General features: G+C 56.8%; 15 protein-coding genes. 6 read left to right on the top strand and 9 right to left on the bottom strand.

The features are described 5' to 3' along the window. Window positions 1–380: 380 nt before the first annotated feature. Window positions 381–1352 carry an MBL fold metallo-hydrolase gene (locus tag HRR99_RS20105; RefSeq protein ID WP_233124599.1) on the bottom strand — a complete coding sequence of 324 codons (972 nt, stop codon included), beginning with the start codon at window positions 1350–1352 and terminating at the stop codon, window positions 381–383. Between the two features lie 102 nt (window positions 1353–1454). Here HRR99_RS20105 and HRR99_RS20100 point away from each other — a divergent pair, with 102 nt between their 5' ends. Together HRR99_RS20100 and HRR99_RS20095 are read left to right on the top strand one after the other, a co-directional pair. After that, window positions 1455–2447, top strand: coding sequence for a LysR family transcriptional regulator (locus HRR99_RS20100; protein WP_233124598.1), 993 nt, complete (start codon window positions 1455–1457; stop codon window positions 2445–2447). Between the two features lie 173 nt (window positions 2448–2620). Further along, on the top strand, window positions 2621–2752 hold the full coding sequence (locus HRR99_RS20095; protein ID WP_338422850.1) for an RraA family protein: 132 nt from the start codon (window positions 2621–2623) through the stop codon (window positions 2750–2752). 207 nt (window positions 2753–2959) lie between these two features. On the opposite strand, the gene HRR99_RS20090 is transcribed toward HRR99_RS20095, so the two are convergent. The 6 genes from HRR99_RS20090 to HRR99_RS20065 are packed head-to-tail and all read right to left on the bottom strand — an operon-like array spanning window position 2960 to window position 8909. Then, the gene (locus HRR99_RS20090; RefSeq protein ID WP_233124597.1) at window positions 2960–3622 is read right to left on the bottom strand and encodes a flavin reductase family protein; all 663 of its coding nucleotides are present in this window, start codon (window positions 3620–3622) and stop codon (window positions 2960–2962) included. 1 nt (window position 3623) lies between these two features. Then, entirely contained in the window at window positions 3624–5048 is a 1425-nt protein-coding gene (locus tag HRR99_RS20085) for a M24 family metallopeptidase (RefSeq protein ID WP_233124596.1), read from the bottom strand. A 24-nt stretch (window positions 5049–5072) separates the two neighbouring features. Further along, on the bottom strand, window positions 5073–5900 hold the full coding sequence (locus tag HRR99_RS20080) for an ABC transporter permease (RefSeq protein WP_233124595.1): 828 nt from the start codon (window positions 5898–5900) through the stop codon (window positions 5073–5075). Further along, entirely contained in the window at window positions 5893–6720 is an 828-nt protein-coding gene (locus tag HRR99_RS20075; protein WP_233124594.1) for an ABC transporter permease, read from the bottom strand. The genes HRR99_RS20080 and HRR99_RS20075 overlap by 8 nt, the downstream gene beginning before the upstream one ends. A 9-nt stretch (window positions 6721–6729) precedes the next feature. Next, window positions 6730–7770, bottom strand: coding sequence for an extracellular solute-binding protein (locus tag HRR99_RS20070; RefSeq protein WP_173999506.1), 1041 nt, complete (start codon window positions 7768–7770; stop codon window positions 6730–6732). Window positions 7771–7793: 23 nt separating this feature from the next. Further along, window positions 7794–8909 carry an ABC transporter ATP-binding protein gene (locus HRR99_RS20065; protein ID WP_233124593.1) on the bottom strand — a complete coding sequence of 372 codons (1116 nt, stop codon included), beginning with the start codon at window positions 8907–8909 and terminating at the stop codon, window positions 7794–7796. A 629-nt stretch (window positions 8910–9538) separates the two neighbouring features. Here HRR99_RS20065 and HRR99_RS20060 point away from each other — a divergent pair. From HRR99_RS20060 to HRR99_RS20045, 4 genes are all read left to right on the top strand, one after another. Beyond that, a complete protein-coding gene (locus HRR99_RS20060) occupies window positions 9539–10471 on the top strand; it encodes an ABC transporter substrate-binding protein (RefSeq protein WP_233124592.1) in 933 nt (310 codons plus the stop codon). 3 nt (window positions 10472–10474) lie between these two features. Continuing rightward, window positions 10475–11347, top strand: a complete 873-nt coding sequence (locus HRR99_RS20055; RefSeq protein WP_233124591.1) for an amino acid ABC transporter permease — start codon at window positions 10475–10477, stop codon at window positions 11345–11347. A gap of 77 nt (window positions 11348–11424) precedes the next feature. Then, on the top strand, window positions 11425–12555 hold the full coding sequence (locus HRR99_RS20050) for a sugar phosphate isomerase/epimerase family protein (protein WP_233124590.1): 1131 nt from the start codon (window positions 11425–11427) through the stop codon (window positions 12553–12555). Between the two features lie 139 nt (window positions 12556–12694). After that, window positions 12695–13447 (top strand): GntR family transcriptional regulator, encoded by a 753-nt coding sequence (locus tag HRR99_RS20045; protein WP_233124589.1) that lies wholly within the window; start codon window positions 12695–12697, stop codon window positions 13445–13447. Window positions 13448–13542: 95 nt separating this feature from the next. Here HRR99_RS20045 and HRR99_RS20040 read toward each other — a convergent pair whose 3' ends face one another. Then, window positions 13543–14514: a DUF808 domain-containing protein gene (locus HRR99_RS20040; RefSeq protein WP_233124588.1), complete on the bottom strand. Its 972-nt coding sequence runs from the start codon at window positions 14512–14514 to the stop codon at window positions 13543–13545. Between the two features lie 51 nt (window positions 14515–14565). Beyond that, entirely contained in the window at window positions 14566–15438 is an 873-nt protein-coding gene (locus HRR99_RS20035; RefSeq protein WP_233124587.1) for a lipid kinase, read from the bottom strand. Window positions 15439–15660: the final 222 nt, after the last annotated feature.

The raw sequence follows: 15660 nt of genomic DNA, 5'->3' as shown, positions 1-15660 counted from the left end.
AACGAAACACGCATTCCCTCGAACCAAAATGCTGCTTTGGCTTCGACGCCACGCCCCGTTATGCGTCGCATTGAGAGCTATCGATCACTGTTGTTCGGCGGGGCATGGGCGCTCCGTGAAAGGAGGCTTTGGTAGTTGCGCGCATCCGTTACTTCTGAGAACTCATCGCAACAGGCGAGGGTGAATGTCGTGCCCTTATCATGGACACAAGGCCAACACGTCTCAATGCTCCGACAACAGGATCGACGCATCAAAAATACTGGCCATGAAATTGGCTGATGCTTTGATGGCGACGCCGGCCTGAGCATTGAGTGAACCCCTAAGGATCCACTCAATGTCAAAGCGAGACATCATCCAAGGTGAAGGAGCCTGATCGGACCTTAATAATTGGCGCTGTAGACCAGCGGCACCCAGTCGTAGTTCGTCTCGTCCCGCCGGACATGGCCAATGCCAGGAAAGGCGTGATGCGCGCCTGCAACCAGATACTTCTGATCGGCTGCCTCGGCGAAAGCAACGGAGCGTGAGGCGGCAGCCAACGGCTGGTCCACGTCAAAATCGACAGTGACCTCCGGATGGTCATATTGCAGCACGTCGCCATGTGCGATGTCACCCCAGAAGATGATCTTCTCCCCCTGACTTTCAACGATGATGCCACTGTGTCCAGGGGTATGGCCAGCCCGCAGCACCGAGCCAAAACCGGGTAAAGGGGCAGAATCGTCTTCAAAGGTTTCGAACTTTTTCGCATCGACGTAAGGGCCGACGCATTGCTCGGCCTGGGCAATCTGCGGACCTAAAACCTTATCAGCTTTAGCTTTGGCATCGGCCTTCAGCCAGAATTCGGCTTCGCGGTGGTTGACGTGCAGTATCGCGTTTTTAAACACGCGCTTGCCATTGGCAATAAGACCGCCGGAATGGTCAGCATGGATGTGCGTGAGGATAACGTCATCGATTTGGTCCGCGCTGTAACCCGCAGCCTCGATATTGGAGATCAGTTTGCCAAGCGCCGGTCCCATTAGGTCACCCGTGCCAGCGTCGATCAAAACAAGCCTCTCGCCGGTGTTGACCAAAAAAGCGTTGACGGAAGTTTCCGAACCCGCCTGGAAATGACCCGCGAGATAGGTTTCCGCGTCATTTTCGGTGATGTGCTTGTATATTTGCGACATCGGAAGTTTCACCGTGCCGTCAGAGACCGCGGTGATCTCGTAGTCACCGAGTTTCATGCGGTAGAAGCTGGCCGCTTGCTTACCAACCATTGGCGCCTTGGCCAAGGCGACGGTAGGCAAGGTGGTCATGGCACCTGCAGCAAGGGCTGCGCCTGCTGTACTGATGAGAAGGGAACGGCGGGTTTGCATGGGAACTCCTGGGCGCTGCGCGGCTTGTTGACGATGGGGTCTTGGAACTGACCTACAGAGGAAGTATGTATTGAGGCATCAGCAATCAAATCGATGTGACTCATGACAACTATCGATCATTTCAATTTGCGCTCTTTCGATCTCAACCTCCTCGTTGCTTTCGACGCCCTTATTTCGGAAGGGAATGTCACCAAAGCGGCTCGACGGCTGAAGATCCAGCAACCTGCGATGAGCCATTCCCTTTCAACGCTTCGGGTCCTCTTGCAGGACGAATTGTTCATTCGGGTGGGCCAGGTGATGCAGCCGACAGCTCGGGCGCGCCGTTTGGCTGCCCCTGTCCGCCATGCCCTTCGCCAGGCGCAGATGGCGCTGACCGGCAACCTCGCGTTTGACCCTGCGACAGAAGAACGAACGTTCCGCATCGCCATGTCTCCCGAAATCGAACTGCTGCTGATACCTGAATTAACGATGCGCCTGCGACGCGACGCACCCGGCATCAAGGTTTTGGCCAGAGTGTTTCCATACGAGGCTATGGAGCCTTCGCTGGAGGACGGCAGTATCGACATTGCAGTCGGCTGTACCTATTCGAAGACAAGTCGCCGTTCCTTCGAAACACTGTACGAACCGGAAATGGCATGCTGCTACAATCCGGCGCGGCTGTCTCTGTCGAACCCGGTGGAGCTCTCCGACTATCTTTCCGCTGACCATGCGACCATCTCCCAGAACGAGACATTGCAGGGTTGCATCAAGGATGCCTTGGAAATGGCTGGTGTGGAACTGAACGTGATCACGGCAGCCCCTGGCTACATGTCGGTGCTATCGGCGGCACAGGTCGCACCGGTGATAGCCACGGTACCGAGCCGGATTGCCGATCGTTACGCGGCGCTTCTCGACCTCGAAGTCAGCCCTGTACCCGTCAGCCTTTCCTTTCCGTCGGTGAAAATGGTCTGGGCAAGCCACGCCGACAGCGATGTCGCAAATGGCTGGCTGAGGCAGCAAATCCGCGATAGCTTGGTCTGGACGGAGGTCGGCAACCAAAATTCAGATGATCTGGTCAAAGGTGATGGCGTCGTTTCCCAGCATTCGTCGCTTTGACACCGCGCACCACTGCATAACGCGGTGGGAGCATCGATTTAGAGAAAATAACTCTAAATCGCCTTGAAGGGTTGTAGACATACTACGAAGTCAACGAACTGGCTTTTGATCAACAAAATCTGAAATGACAATTTCGTAGCCAACGCAATCAAACTTTTCGATTTTCAGATTAAATACAGTGGGTTAGCGTCGGCGATCCGATCGACGCGATCATTGGAGATTTGATGGTTGCCCACGCAGCACAGCGTGGCCTCGGCGGCATCGTCATCTTCGGTGCCATCCGCAATAGCGAAGAACTCCTGTAAGGCTCCTCTCCGTTTCCGCTGCTGGGGTCACTCACCGCGGCCCCTACAAAGTCTCCCGGCGAAGTCAACGTACCCATCGCCGTCAATGGCATGGTCATCGAACCCGGCGACCTTATCTGCTCGCCTCAGTCGAAACCGTCTTCGAAGCGCATCGAATTTCAACTCTACCGGCGTAGACAAGCCTCTGAATTTATAACCCGACAGACCTCATTCTGCCGCCACCTTTTCATCCGCCTTCCGGCTCTCCCATTCCTGCGGTGACAGCGTCCTGATATCGAACTGCTCGCGCGTGCGGGTATAGGTATGCCCGCCCATACGGCCAACGGCGTCCATCATTTGCTGGTCAATGTGCAGGTTAGACGCATTGACCGCATCGCTGCGAACGAACACGCCGACGACTTCGCCGAGGATGATCTCGCGGGCCGGGCCGACTTGGAGGGTGGTGTGGCGGCGGCACTCCAGAGCAGCTGGAGCGGCGAGGATGCGGGGGCTTTTCACCATCTGGCCGGGAACGGTGGCGAGGCCCGCCTCCTCCATCTCGTCCACTTCGGGACCAAACTTGATGGCGCAGATTTCCATCTGGTCGACCAGCGCATTGTCGCAGATATGGACGGTGAATTCACCCGTCTCTCTGATATTGCGGGCGGTGTCCTTGAAGCGCATGTCCGAGTAGTTTTCAACGCCGATGGCGACGATAGCAGGGTCATGGGTCAGGACGTTGAAGAAACTGAACGGTCCGGCGTTGGGTATCCCGTCCTTGCTGACCGTTGTTACCAGCGCAATGGGGCGCGGGATCACGGTGCCTATGAGAATCTTGTAGCGTTCCCGTTCGCTCAGTTTGGCGAAATCGAAATGGGTGTGGTCAGACATATCAGGCCTCGGCAGCGATGCGGTGGGTTTCAAGCGGGGTGTGGCAGGAAAGGTTTTCGAACCCATCCTTGGTGACGACATACATGTCGCCAACATTACAGCCTGCCGACAAGGGCTCAAGCCATTGCGTGTGCAGCACGAACACCATGCCCTCTTCCATCCGGTCATAGTTGTGGGATGAGATATTGAAACTGTTCTGCCCACCGGCCATGCCGACCGAGTGGCCGAGATTGGGGTTATGCGGCCCATACGTCGCCGGATAAACATGCATGAGGGTGCGGCCCTGCGCCTCCCAGTCGATATTCTTCACATATTGGCGCGGAATGAGCCGCGCGCTGCCATCATCCCTCGGTGCCCAGTTGTAGGGCATGGTGCGCGCTTCGGGCGAGGTCAGCATGCCGCGTTCGATCATCGGCTCGAAGGCCGCGTTGTTGACGTCACGCATCAACGCGCCGGGACGGATCAGCTTCTCTGCGCGCTTGACGCCCTCGGTGCAGGCCGCCAGCACCTCTTCCTGCCGCTTGGTGATATTGCCAACCGCGATCATGCGCGCCGTCTGGGCAGTGTAGCCACGATAGGTGATGTTGGAGACGTAGAGATTGATGAGATCGCCCGGACGGACGACATGGCCGTAAGGCTTGCCGCAATGGGTGCCGAATTCGTTGATGCCGATCTGGTAGCCATCACCCGTCTCACCGCCAAAGGAAAGCTGCGCCTGGGTGAAGGCAGCATAGATTTCGTGGTCGGTGATATCGGGTTTGGCGACATGATAGGCCGCCTGCGTGGCAATGCTGACGAGCTGGGCCGCGGCGCGGAACATTTCGATCTCGCGCCGTGAGCGCACCTTTTGCATGCGGTCGAGAATGGCATTGTCGGAGACGAACTTGGCCTTCGGCATCAATTCGTCAAGAGCGGCCCAGAAGGTGAGTGATGTGCGATCACCGATGCGGCCGATCTGCGCCTTCACCAGGCCCATGCCAGCTAGCAGTTCGGCACATTTCTCGGCGGTCTTGATCACGCTGTCGCCGGGACGGTCCGCATATTCGCGGCCAATTGGACCGATCTGCCAGATGTCTTCTACCAGCACAGGCTCACCGCCCGGCGGCAGAAGTACGGATTGAGTGAAGAAGGACAAAAGCACCATCGGCTTGTCGGCATCCGTCGGGATGATCAGCACGCCCTCGCGCATCCAGTCGCAGATATAGCGCAGATAGTGGTTGGACGTATGGAACCAGCCGACGCCTCCGGTGTGGACGAGGAGCGCATCATGGCCAGCTTCGACGGCCTGGCGACGGATACGGCGTAGGCGGTCCTCGAATTCCTCGACGGGTAGAGGCAGGGGTGCGACAAAGTCGAAATCCGGCTGGAAATCGGCCAGCAGCGATCCGACGCGGTAGGTGCCTGCCTTATTGGCGTGTATGTTCATTGGGTATTCCTTCCAGAAGTATTTTTATTGGTCAGGTTGCCGGGATGGTGCCAGCACGCGCCTCGCCACCAGCATTACGATGAGCGTCAGTCCAATCAGGATTCCCGACATTGCTGCGACGCGGACATCGAGCGACTCTTCGATCAGTGCGAACATGCGAAGCGGCAGCACGGTCGTCTGCGCATCGGCGAGGAAGAGCGAGACGGACACGTTGTCGAGCGACTGGATGAAGACGAGAAAGGCACCGGCAAGAATGCCGGGTGCCAGCAGCGGCAGGATCACGCGTCTCAGCGTCGTGTACCAAGTTGCGCCCATGACGGTGGAGGCTTCCGCCAGCGACGGATTGATGCCCTGCGCGACAACGGATGCGGCACGGTACATCAGCGGCCCGAAGACGACGACATGGCCGATAACGGTGAGCCATAGCGACGGCTGGAAACCGACGAAATTCGCCACGATCAGTGCCGCCAGACCATAAACGAGGCTTGGCAGAACGAGCGGTGCGAGCAGAAACGGCTCCAGCGCATTGACCGTGCTGCGTCTCATCCGCGCCATGCCGATGGTAGCAGGCACGGCAAACAGCAGCGATCCCAGCACTGCGAGGCCCGCGATCTTCAGTGAATTGCCAGCTGCAATATGTTCGGTTCCTGAACGGACAGGATCGATCAGCGCTTCATACCAGCGCAGGGAGAACCCCTGCGGAGGATATTTGAGCGTCTGGCCCGAGGTGAACGACATGGTGATGGCAATGACAATCGGTGCCACGAGATAGAGCAGGCTGAGACTGCCGAAGCCAAAGACAAACGCTTTGTAGAGGAAAGTCGGGATCGGGTTTTCACGATGATTATGCATGGCCAACAAGCCTCCGGTGACGGGAAATCATGGTCATGGCAACAAGGAGAATGCCGGTCGATAGAAGCAGAACGACGGCGATGGCTGAGGCCATAGGCCAATCGAACAGCGTGCCGACCTCGCGGTAGATCAGCTGCGGCACATAGACATTGCGGGCACCACCGATGACGGCCTGGGTAACGAAAGAAGCACTGGTGCTGGCGAAGACGAGGATCCAGCCCGCCAACAGTCCCGGCAGCATCATCGGCAGGAGAACCGTGACCAGGATACGCCATGGCCCGGCACCCGAAACCTGCGCAGCCTCGGTGAACTGCACCGGCGTTCGCGACAGGATGGCGATCAGCGGCAGGATGATCAGGGGCAGGTCGATCTGACACATCGCCATGACCAGACCCAACTCGGTGGACAGAAGCGTGAACGGCCTCTCGGCAATTCCAAGCGCGACGAAGGCCTCGCTGATCGGACCCTGTCGTCCAAGAATGACGATCCAGGCGAAGGTTCGCACCACATTGCTTGTCAGCATGGGAACAAGCGTCAAGAAGATGATGATCTGCCGCGCAGTCTTGCCACTGTGCCAATAGAGCAGCGCGATGGGAATGCCGAGCAAGGTGGTGCTGGCGATGGTTTGGAGACCGAGCTTGGCGGTGTTGACCAGCACACGATAGTTGAATGCATCACCCAGAAAGCGTGCATAGTTGTGGAGGGAAAGGCCATCGGGGCCGATGAAGCTGAACCCGACGAGAACGGCGAGCGGCGTCGCAAAGAACGCCACCGACAGCAAAAGCATCGGGATAACGTATGGGAAACCGCTCGCTTTCATGTGCTTACCTCAACCGGCGACGAGAGCGTCGAACTGGCGGATCCATTCCGCACGGTTCTTGTTGATTGCAGCCCAGTCCGGATAGACCAGCGATGCCAGCTGTTCGCGCTTTACATAGGCCTCGATACCCGGAGTGAGCTCGACTTCCTTGTTCGTCGGGAACATCTCGGTCGGCGGCATTTTCAGCTTGTCCTGCGCTGCTTTGGAGATGGCGGCGTCCATATAGGCGTAGGCAGCATCCGGGTTCTTCGCGCCCTTGGTCAAATGGATGTTGACTGGCGCTGCTGGCGAACCTGTTTCCGGCTGGACGAATTCGGCCTTCAAGCCCATGGACTTGAGACGCGCGACATTGCCGGTCGAGCACATGAAAACGGCGATTTCTCCCTGCTGGAACAGCGTCATCTGGTTATTGGTGCTGGCGACGACGCCCTTGATGTGCTCCGGATTGTCCTTGAACAACTTGAACACGGCGTCCATGTCATCAGGACCCTTGCCGAATATCTTGGCGATTTCGGTATAGGCCATGACGCCCGTGTTGGAGGCGAAACCGGTCCAGGAGACAAGGCCCTTGTAGACAGGGTTTTCGAACAGGTCTCGATAACCCTTCGGCGCTGGCACCAGATCCGGATTATAGGCGATGCCGTTGACTTCGACCGTGACGGTCGGGCCGTATTCGCCCTGGAATGCAGGATCGAGCATGCTCCAATTCTTGAGCTTGGACGGATCGATCTTCTGGATCAGGTCATTCTCGATGGCGACGGCCATCTGGCCGGGCGACATCAGTAGCGTGTCGTATGGCGGGTTTCCGGGGCTCGCCATGACCTTGGCAAGCTGGTCCTGTGCCATGGCGGGTGCGACCGTCAGATCGAAACCGGCCTCCTTGACGAGTGGCGTCAGTACCGTGCGATAGCCGTCTTCCCAGTTGCCCGGAAAGGTCGCGGCAATTGCGGTGCCACCGGCAGCACGGGCTGCAAAGGGGGCGGTGACGGCGACAGCCGCACCGGCGGCAAGCAATCCGAAATGACGTCGTGTGATGTTGAAGTCCTGCATCTGTTCACCTCTGTTGTTGTTGTTCATTCACTGGATGCTTCCGGTTCGCTCGGAAAGGCGTGACACCTTGCGGTGTCAATCTCGGCAAAGAGCTGTGCTCCCGGCTCGGGAATGAAGGTAGCAGGTCCGCGCACCTGCGAGGTGCGCAGGCCCGTACCATCCTCAAGAAGAAGATCATGGACGAGCGTCGGCCCCAGAGGAACGGACACCGTCAACCGCGCTGGCAGCGCAAATTCACTTGGGTTCGTCGAAAGACGGACGTCTTCGGGGCGGAAGGTGATGGCGACCTTGGAGCCAACAGTAAAGTTCAGGCGGCGCGGCAGAACGAGTGTCTTGCCATTTGCAAGCGCAATGGTCGTTGCCTCTGCCTCCAGTTGCTCCACCGTGCCATGCAGCAGATTGGCCTGACCGATGAAGGTGTTGACGAACAGCGTTTTTGGCCGGTCGTAGACGGCCATTGGCGTGTCGATCTGCTCGACATTGCCCTTGTTCATCAGCACCAGACGTCCGGCAAGGCTTTGCGCCTCTTCCTGATCATGGGTGACGATCAGAGTCGTGATGCCGAGTGTCTTCTGCAGATGCAAAAGCTCGACCTGTAGATCGAAACGAAGCGCGCGGTCGAGCGCGCCGAAGGGTTCGTCCAGCAGCAGAAGCGAGGGCCGACCGGCGATGGCGCGGGCAACGGCCACGCGCTGCTGCTGGCCGCCGGACAGTTCACGTGGCAACCTGTTTCCATAACCGTTCAACTGCACGAGCGAGAGCATTTCCTCCACCCGTTCCCTGCGCTGCGTCCGTGGCATTCGCTGGCAAGCAAGTGGATAGGCGATGTTCTCAGCCACCGTCAAATGCGGAAACAGCGCATAATTCTGGAACACCATGCCGATGCCGCGAGAGCGCGCGGACACGTTGGCGAGGTCCTGGCCACCAAGCTGGATCACGCCGCTCTTCGGCTGGATCAAACCGGCGATTGCCCGCAGCACCGTGGACTTGCCGCAGCCGCTCGGCCCCAGAAGTGCTACGATCTCGCCAGCCGCAACCTCGAACGAGATATCGCTGATCGCATTCTGTCCACCATAGCTGTGGGTCAGGCCGCGAACGCTGAGTTGCTTACCATCGCCTGCCTTCGAGCCCTCTGCCATTGATATCCCTTTAGGTTGCCTGCCGCCGTCAAAGTTTCCTGCGCCCGATGTTACGAGGCGAAGATGGGATCGATCAGCGATGTGGGTTTCTGTGTTGGTCATGCCAAGGAATTTGCAAGCTGCGTGCCAGTTTGCAATTTTCAACGGAAAGCCATCATCAACATACTGATTAAAAATACTTATTTCTGCTTTCTATTTTTGCGAATGTTAATAATAATATTCAATCGAATTTATTTTCGGATTTAAAAAATGTGCACTTCTGATCCATGCCGCTTATTCAATAAGCAGTATTTCAGTGCCAAAAGCGACAAACTTGCCGTTGATTGATCAAAAGCAGGCGGCAGATCATGGCCGTCGTAATTTGAAAAATTAGCGGAATACGCCGCGAAAGCAAAAGCTTAGGCTGTCGAGTGCCAAACTGCGGCATCAAGGTCGTTAGGAGGGATGATTTTTTAATCAATATGCTTACGAATTTTTATGCGAATATATGTGCGAAATATCTTGAGACTTAGGAACTCAAAAATAAGTCATAAAAAACAATGCGCTGAATATTCACCCATCGAGCTGGCATGCAGATTGCATCGTACTTCCCGTGAATTCAAACCGATAAAAATCAAAAAGGGGATCGCATGCGCAGCTTCAAGACAAATCTCAAGAATGGCCTGACGGGTATCGCTTTCGTATTGCTGGCCACCTCCGCACATGCAGCAGAGGGCAACGCCATCAAAATGGTGCCGGATGCCGTTGTCGCCAAACTGCCGGGCGTCGTGTTCGACAAGGCGTTGGCGGACCGCCTTCCACCTGCAATCAAGGACAAGAAGGTGCTCAAGGTGGCAACCGATTTGACGCCGCCCATCAGCTTTCAGGCTGAAGACGGCAAGCTGATCGGGATCGATGCCGATATTGCCGCAGCACTTGGCGTCATTCTCGGCGTCGATGTTCAGATGACTAATGTCGGTGCCGGTGCAGCAATCGTACCCGCCGTCCTCTCCAAGCGTTTCGATATGACCATTTCCGGCATCAATGACGATGTGGAGCTGGAAAAGCAGGTCGATGTCATCGACTACATGTTTGATGCCACGACAATCATGACCATCAAGGGCAATCCGCTCGGCATTAAGAGCATGGAAGACCTCTGCGGCAAGAAGGTTGCCGTGCCGGTCGGCACGTTCCAGGCACGCATGGTGGAAGCCGCATCGGCAAAATGCGCGACACCCATGAACATCATGTCGATCCCAAAAATGCCTGACGTCTTGCAGGCCGTGCGCACCGGCCGTGCCGATGCAACAGTCAATGGTTATGCAACGAGCGTCTATACAACCGAAAACCAGACCGGCAAGGGCGTCGGACTTCAAGCACTCCCAGATGTCCGTCTCGCCGTGGGCTATCTCGGCATGTTGGTATCGAAGGACAATTCGGACCTGCGCGATACGGTCATCGCCTCGCTTCAGCATATGGTCGATACCGGGGCCTACAAAGCAATCATGGAGAAATGGGGTCTTGGCCCACTGGCCGTGAAGACCGTGAAATTCAACGACGCCGCCAGCATGCCGGTGAATTAAACCATGGCCCTATTCGCTCAACCCGTCAGCATGGCCATCGCCCCACCGCTCGGCAAGCCGATACGGTGGGGGCAGATCACATCAGGTACCAGCGCGATCCTCGCGCTGGCTCTCTTCATCCTCACCATCGCACGTAACCAGACTGTCCAATGGAGCGAAATTCCGGGTTATATGGTCGACCCGGTTATTCTCGACGGCGTCGTTCTGACGTTGCAGCTGACGGCCGGTGCCATGGTGTTCGGCATCGCTTTCGGCTGCATCGTCGCCATCATGGCCACAAGCCAGAATATTGTTTTGAAAGCGATGGCTGTCGCCTTCGTCTGGTGTTTTCGCGGCGTGCCGCTGATCGTCCAGATTTTCTTCTGGTTCAACATCGCGCTGTTCATTCCGCAAGTGGGCATCGGCACCTATTCCATATCGATCAACGAACTCGTCACCCCTGCCCTTGCGGGCTTCCTGGCGCTTGGCCTGCACGAAGCCGCCAATATGAGCGAGATCATCCGCGGCGGATTGACCGCCGTGGACCGCGGCCAGCGCGAAGCGGCCTCGTCACTCGGCTTACGATCACTCCAAACCCTACGAACCGTGGTTCTGCCTCAGGCGATCCGTCTGATTGTGCCACCAACCGGCAATCAGGCCATCGGCATGCTGAAGGCCAGCGCCATCGTTTCCGTCATCGGCATGCAGGACCTGCTAACCCAGGCGCAAGCCATCTATGCGCGCAACTTCCTTGTTATCGAACTGCTGTGCGTTGCCTCGCTCTGGTACCTCCTCATCACGTCAATCGCATCTATCGGTCAGCATTTTCTGGAGAAGCGCCTCGCCCCGAAAGGACGGGACGCCGGTGCGCAGAAAGACACCCGACGGCGCGGCTGACGCGACGCCAGTACCCCTCAACCAAAACGGAAATGCCATTGCAGCAAATCCGATCAGGAAACATCAAGGAGCAGATCATGAGACTAGGCATTGACGGACAGAAACTGCCCGAAGCGAAAAAACGCGGGCCACTCAAGAGCCTCGAACACGTCAAGGAACTCGGTCTCGGTGGCATCTTTTTCAGCACAATCCTCGACATGAGCGAAACGCTGGACAAGAGCGAACTGGCGGATATCAGGGCAAAGGCTGATGAGCTGGATCTTTATCTTGAAGCCGGCGTGGGCAAGATCAACCCGTATTGCAGTGCCGAGGCTCCGGAGTTCCGTGCAATCGGCGGCGGCGACGTTATCCTTGGCTTTACCCGTATGATCGAAGCGAGTGCGGCTATCGGCTGCCGTGAACTCTGGGTGTCGCCGGGCAACTTCAAATCGGAGTATCGCGGGCGGCTGGCCAATGATCGGTTCCGCACCGATGTGACCTGGGACGAGCAGTTGCTGGGCATCGAAAAGGTGCTGCTGAAGCTCGCACCTGTGGCGCGCGCCCACAGCGTTCATCTCAACATGGAAACCCATGACGAGATCACATCTTTCGAAATCCTGCGGCTGATCGAAAAGGTTGGTGAGGACTGCATGGGCGTCGTCTTCGACACGGCCAATGGCCTGCAACGTGCCGAACATCCCGTTTTTGCGGCAAAACGTGTGGCGCCCTATGTTCGCCAGACCCACATCAAGGATGCCTATGTCGGTCATGCCACGGGCGGTCTCGATTTCCAAACCCGCCCGGTCGGTCGCGGCATTGTCGATTTCGGTGAGATCATCCCAATTCTCGCCAAAGCCAACCCAGACCTGAACCTCTCCCTAGAAGTTGCGGCCTCCGTCGCGGACAGGCCGCGCAAGGCCAATCCACGCCAATGCATTGAGATCAACGACCCCGTTTGGCGCTCAGGCCATCCCGACCTGACGGCTGAGGAGTTGGAAGCCTATCTCGGACTGGTTGATACCTTCGAAAAACATGTGGCCGCTGGGGAAATTCCTGATTGGGAGACATATGAGGCCAGCCAATACGGCTACCCGACCTACGAGCATCAGTCCTATGGCTTCAACGAAGCCGTGACCTTTATCAAGGATTCTGCACGCCATATTGAAGAGATTTGCCAGGAGAATGGAATTTCACTTTCGACGCCTTCAAGAAAGCAGGAGGCGGCCTGAGATCAGCGTATTCTATCGACGACGTGTGTCATCAACCTTAAAAACCATGGGACGAACTGGGTTTTTAGGATCAAGCGCATATACGCAGGAATATTCCCATGAAAATAATCATATCGCTTGATCCGATCTGGAGACGACAATGAAGACCACAAGGCGACGTCTAAGCGCCAAGACCGCACCCAAGGCCAGCAGCCCGGTGGATACGGCAGAAACCGCCAATGACGACGTGACCGAGCGCATCCGCAACACACTGGCCGCAGCCATTGGTGAGGGCGCGCTCAAGCCCGGCGTCAAAATTCTGGAAGATGCGATTGCCGATCATTTCGGTGTCAGCCGCACCGTGGTGCGCGGCGCGCTGGGCGTTCTGGAGAGTGACCACCTTTTGGAGCGCAAAAAGAACCGCGGCACTTTCGTGGCAGAGCCCGGCATCGAAGAAGCAAAAGCTCTGTTCGAGGCACGGCGCAAGCTCGAACACGTCATCCTCGAACTCGTCATGGACCGCGCGACCATTGATCAACTGGATGCGCTGGAGAGGCTGACGGACGAGGAAGAGCACATCCACCACCACGGCGACGAAAAGTCGAAAACGGTGCTCTCCGGCAAGTTCCATGTCGTTCTGGCAGAGCTTGGCGGCAACGCTGTCATGACGGAAATGTTGTCCAAGATCGTCGCCCGCCTTTCGCTTGTCATGTCCCTCTATGAAGAAGAGCGCAAGGACGATTGCGGTGCCGATCACCACCGCTTGATCGTCAAAGCCCTGAAAGCGAAGGATTTGCCAAAGGCGCAACAACTGATGGATCACCACCTTGCCGACATCGAGGGCCGCGTTCGGTTGACCGAGGGACAGGGCGATCGACATACGTTTCTGGCGGTGCTGGAGAACTTTTCCTGACTAACCGTCTTGATCAGGATTGAACCCGCAAACAACAATCATCAGTGTCGTAGCGCAACTGATGGAGTGTCGCTCGCTCTAAAAAAAATGCTTCCTCAATTATGTTTGCGACTGCGGATTTGTCTCCACATCGGCGCGATTACAGCGCCCATGGCAGCCACGGCAACCGCACCGATGATGATGGCGAGCACGGCCTGCTGGGCAGATGTCGCGAGCCAGCCGACCAGCGATGGAGCAAAGGAAACGGCGGAAACGATGACCGCAGAAACATCGTGGATGAGGTGTTCTGGACCAGCGTAACCCAATTGGGCAAACCCGTGAACCAGAATGCTGCCTCCGACCCACAGCATCGCCGCGGTTCCGACGGCTGCCAGCACCTTGAGGAAGATCGGCATGCCGTAGACGAGACCGCGACCAATGATCTGGAGGACTGACGACGAGGTTTTTGCCATTGCGATGCCGACGTCATCTGCCTTCACGATCAGCGCGACGAAACCATACACAGCGAGCGTGATCAGAATACCGACAGCCGCGAGCACGAAGCCCTGCATGTAGACACTGGACTGCGAAACATCGGCCAGCGTCAGCGCCATGATTTCCGCTGAAAGGATGAAGTCGGTGCGAACGGCGCCGCTGACCTTCTGGTTTTCAAGAGCGACCGGATCAAGCTCTTCACCCAGAACCTGCTTTTCGTGGCCATGCGCAGCATGCGGAAAGAAAACCGCATAGAGCTTTTCGGCCCCTTCGTAGCAGAGGTAGACACCACCGACCATGAGCAGCGGCGTAATGACCCACGGCGCAAAATAGCCGAGAAGGAGCGCGGCAGGTAGAAGAAACACAAGTTTGTTCTTCAACGAACCCAGTGCAATGCGGGCGATGATTGGTAATTCACGGGCCGGGCTGAGGCCCACCACATATCGCGGCGTGACGGCAGCGTCATCAATGACGACGCCTGCTGCTTTACCAGTGGCCTTGACCGTTTGCGCCGCAACGTCATCGAGTGAAGCAGCAGCCAGCTTTGCGATTGCTGCAACATCATCGAGAAGCGCTATGAGACCTGTTGCCATGAAAAATGCAGCCTTTTTATTTTGAAATGAATGAATATGACTTCGCGTCTGTCACGGAACGAAGACGGAGATCGCCTTTTCTCTGATATGAAACGTCACCGGTGTGCTCGTCTTCAACTCACCATCGAGATTGACCGCGCGTGGCTTGCTGGTGCGAATGGTCAGATGCTTGGTCGAGAACGACCTGACATCGTTCCAGTTGCCATGGGTACCCTTGCGCAAGCTCGGCAGAAGCGCCAACAACCGCCACCAATGGTCGACCTCGAGACTGTAGAAATCCAGCATGCCATCGGTCGCCGTGGCATCTGAATGAACGGTCATGCCACCACCATAAAAGCGCCCATTGCCGACAGCGACCTGCAAGGTTCGCAGTTCTTCGGTCTGGCCGTCATGCTCAAGCGTTGCGGTGAACAATCGTGAACTGGCGAGCAAACGGGCCGCGACGATGCCGTAGCCCAGCTTGCCCCAACGCTTCTTGGCCTTTTCGGTCAGCGACATCGCAAGATCGGCGCTAAAGCCGACACTCGCCACATTGAAGAATGGATGTCCATTCGCTTCACCGAGGTCGATCTGGGTCGACTTGCCTTTGGCGATGACATCCACCGCCTGGGTAAGATCAAGGGGCAGACCGATAGTTCGGGCGAAATCGTTCGCCGTTCCAAGCGGTAAAACACCCAAGGGAAGCCCTGCTTTTAAAAGCCCGCGCGCCGCCCCATTCAGGCTGCCATCACCGCCACCGACGATAATACGATCAACCAAGCCTATATGCTCTTCAATCGCCTGGGACGTCGTACCCGCATAATTGGCAGGAAGCTCGGTGAAACGGATTCCAGCTCGCTCCAGCAACCGGCGCACTTCAGGCAGACTATCTTTTCCTCTGCGGGAGTTTGGGTTGACCAGCAGCAGGGCGGAGTTTGATGTCATGCTCTCAGTTTCTGCACATGGCGCGCATTTGCGAACTCTAGGATAGTCGCTGGTTATTCAATTGGAAAAACTGTCGCTTTTATATGTGCACTGCAGCATGCGTCTTCAATGGCGTGCTTGTGCAGCACACCGGGCATAACCATCTGAAGAAAAAATGGTATCCGATTGACGGGTTTCATGTCTCGAATTTTCGCGATTCCGGTTCTCAATCTGCCTTGGTTT

This window comes from Agrobacterium vaccinii, from assembly GCF_021310995.1.
GTDB classification, from domain to species: Bacteria; Pseudomonadota; Alphaproteobacteria; order Rhizobiales; family Rhizobiaceae; genus Agrobacterium; species Agrobacterium vaccinii.
Note: the sequence above shows the minus strand (reverse complement) of the source record. Positions and strands in the feature narration are given on the sequence as shown.

Coding starts and splice junctions, on each gene's coding strand:
- HRR99_RS20085 (WP_233124596.1), bottom strand. CDS start 5,048: ATGAACATACACGCCAATAAGGCAGGCACCTACCGCGTCGGATCGCTG.
- HRR99_RS20045 (WP_233124589.1), top strand. CDS start 12,695: ATGAAGACCACAAGGCGACGTCTAAGCGCCAAGACCGCACCCAAGGCC.
- HRR99_RS20070 (WP_173999506.1), bottom strand. CDS start 7,770: ATGCAGGACTTCAACATCACACGACGTCATTTCGGATTGCTTGCCGCC.
- HRR99_RS20065 (WP_233124593.1), bottom strand. CDS start 8,909: ATGGCAGAGGGCTCGAAGGCAGGCGATGGTAAGCAACTCAGCGTTCGC.
- HRR99_RS20040 (WP_233124588.1), bottom strand. CDS start 14,514: ATGGCAACAGGTCTCATAGCGCTTCTCGATGATGTTGCAGCAATCGCA.
- HRR99_RS20080 (WP_233124595.1), bottom strand. CDS start 5,900: ATGCATAATCATCGTGAAAACCCGATCCCGACTTTCCTCTACAAAGCG.
- HRR99_RS20035 (WP_233124587.1), bottom strand. CDS start 15,438: ATGACATCAAACTCCGCCCTGCTGCTGGTCAACCCAAACTCCCGCAGA.
- HRR99_RS20055 (WP_233124591.1), top strand. CDS start 10,475: ATGGCCCTATTCGCTCAACCCGTCAGCATGGCCATCGCCCCACCGCTC.
- HRR99_RS20060 (WP_233124592.1), top strand. CDS start 9,539: ATGCGCAGCTTCAAGACAAATCTCAAGAATGGCCTGACGGGTATCGCT.
- HRR99_RS20100 (WP_233124598.1), top strand. CDS start 1,455: ATGACAACTATCGATCATTTCAATTTGCGCTCTTTCGATCTCAACCTC.
- HRR99_RS20105 (WP_233124599.1), bottom strand. CDS start 1,352: ATGCAAACCCGCCGTTCCCTTCTCATCAGTACAGCAGGCGCAGCCCTT.
- HRR99_RS20075 (WP_233124594.1), bottom strand. CDS start 6,720: ATGAAAGCGAGCGGTTTCCCATACGTTATCCCGATGCTTTTGCTGTCG.
- HRR99_RS20050 (WP_233124590.1), top strand. CDS start 11,425: ATGAGACTAGGCATTGACGGACAGAAACTGCCCGAAGCGAAAAAACGC.
- HRR99_RS20090 (WP_233124597.1), bottom strand. CDS start 3,622: ATGTCTGACCACACCCATTTCGATTTCGCCAAACTGAGCGAACGGGAA.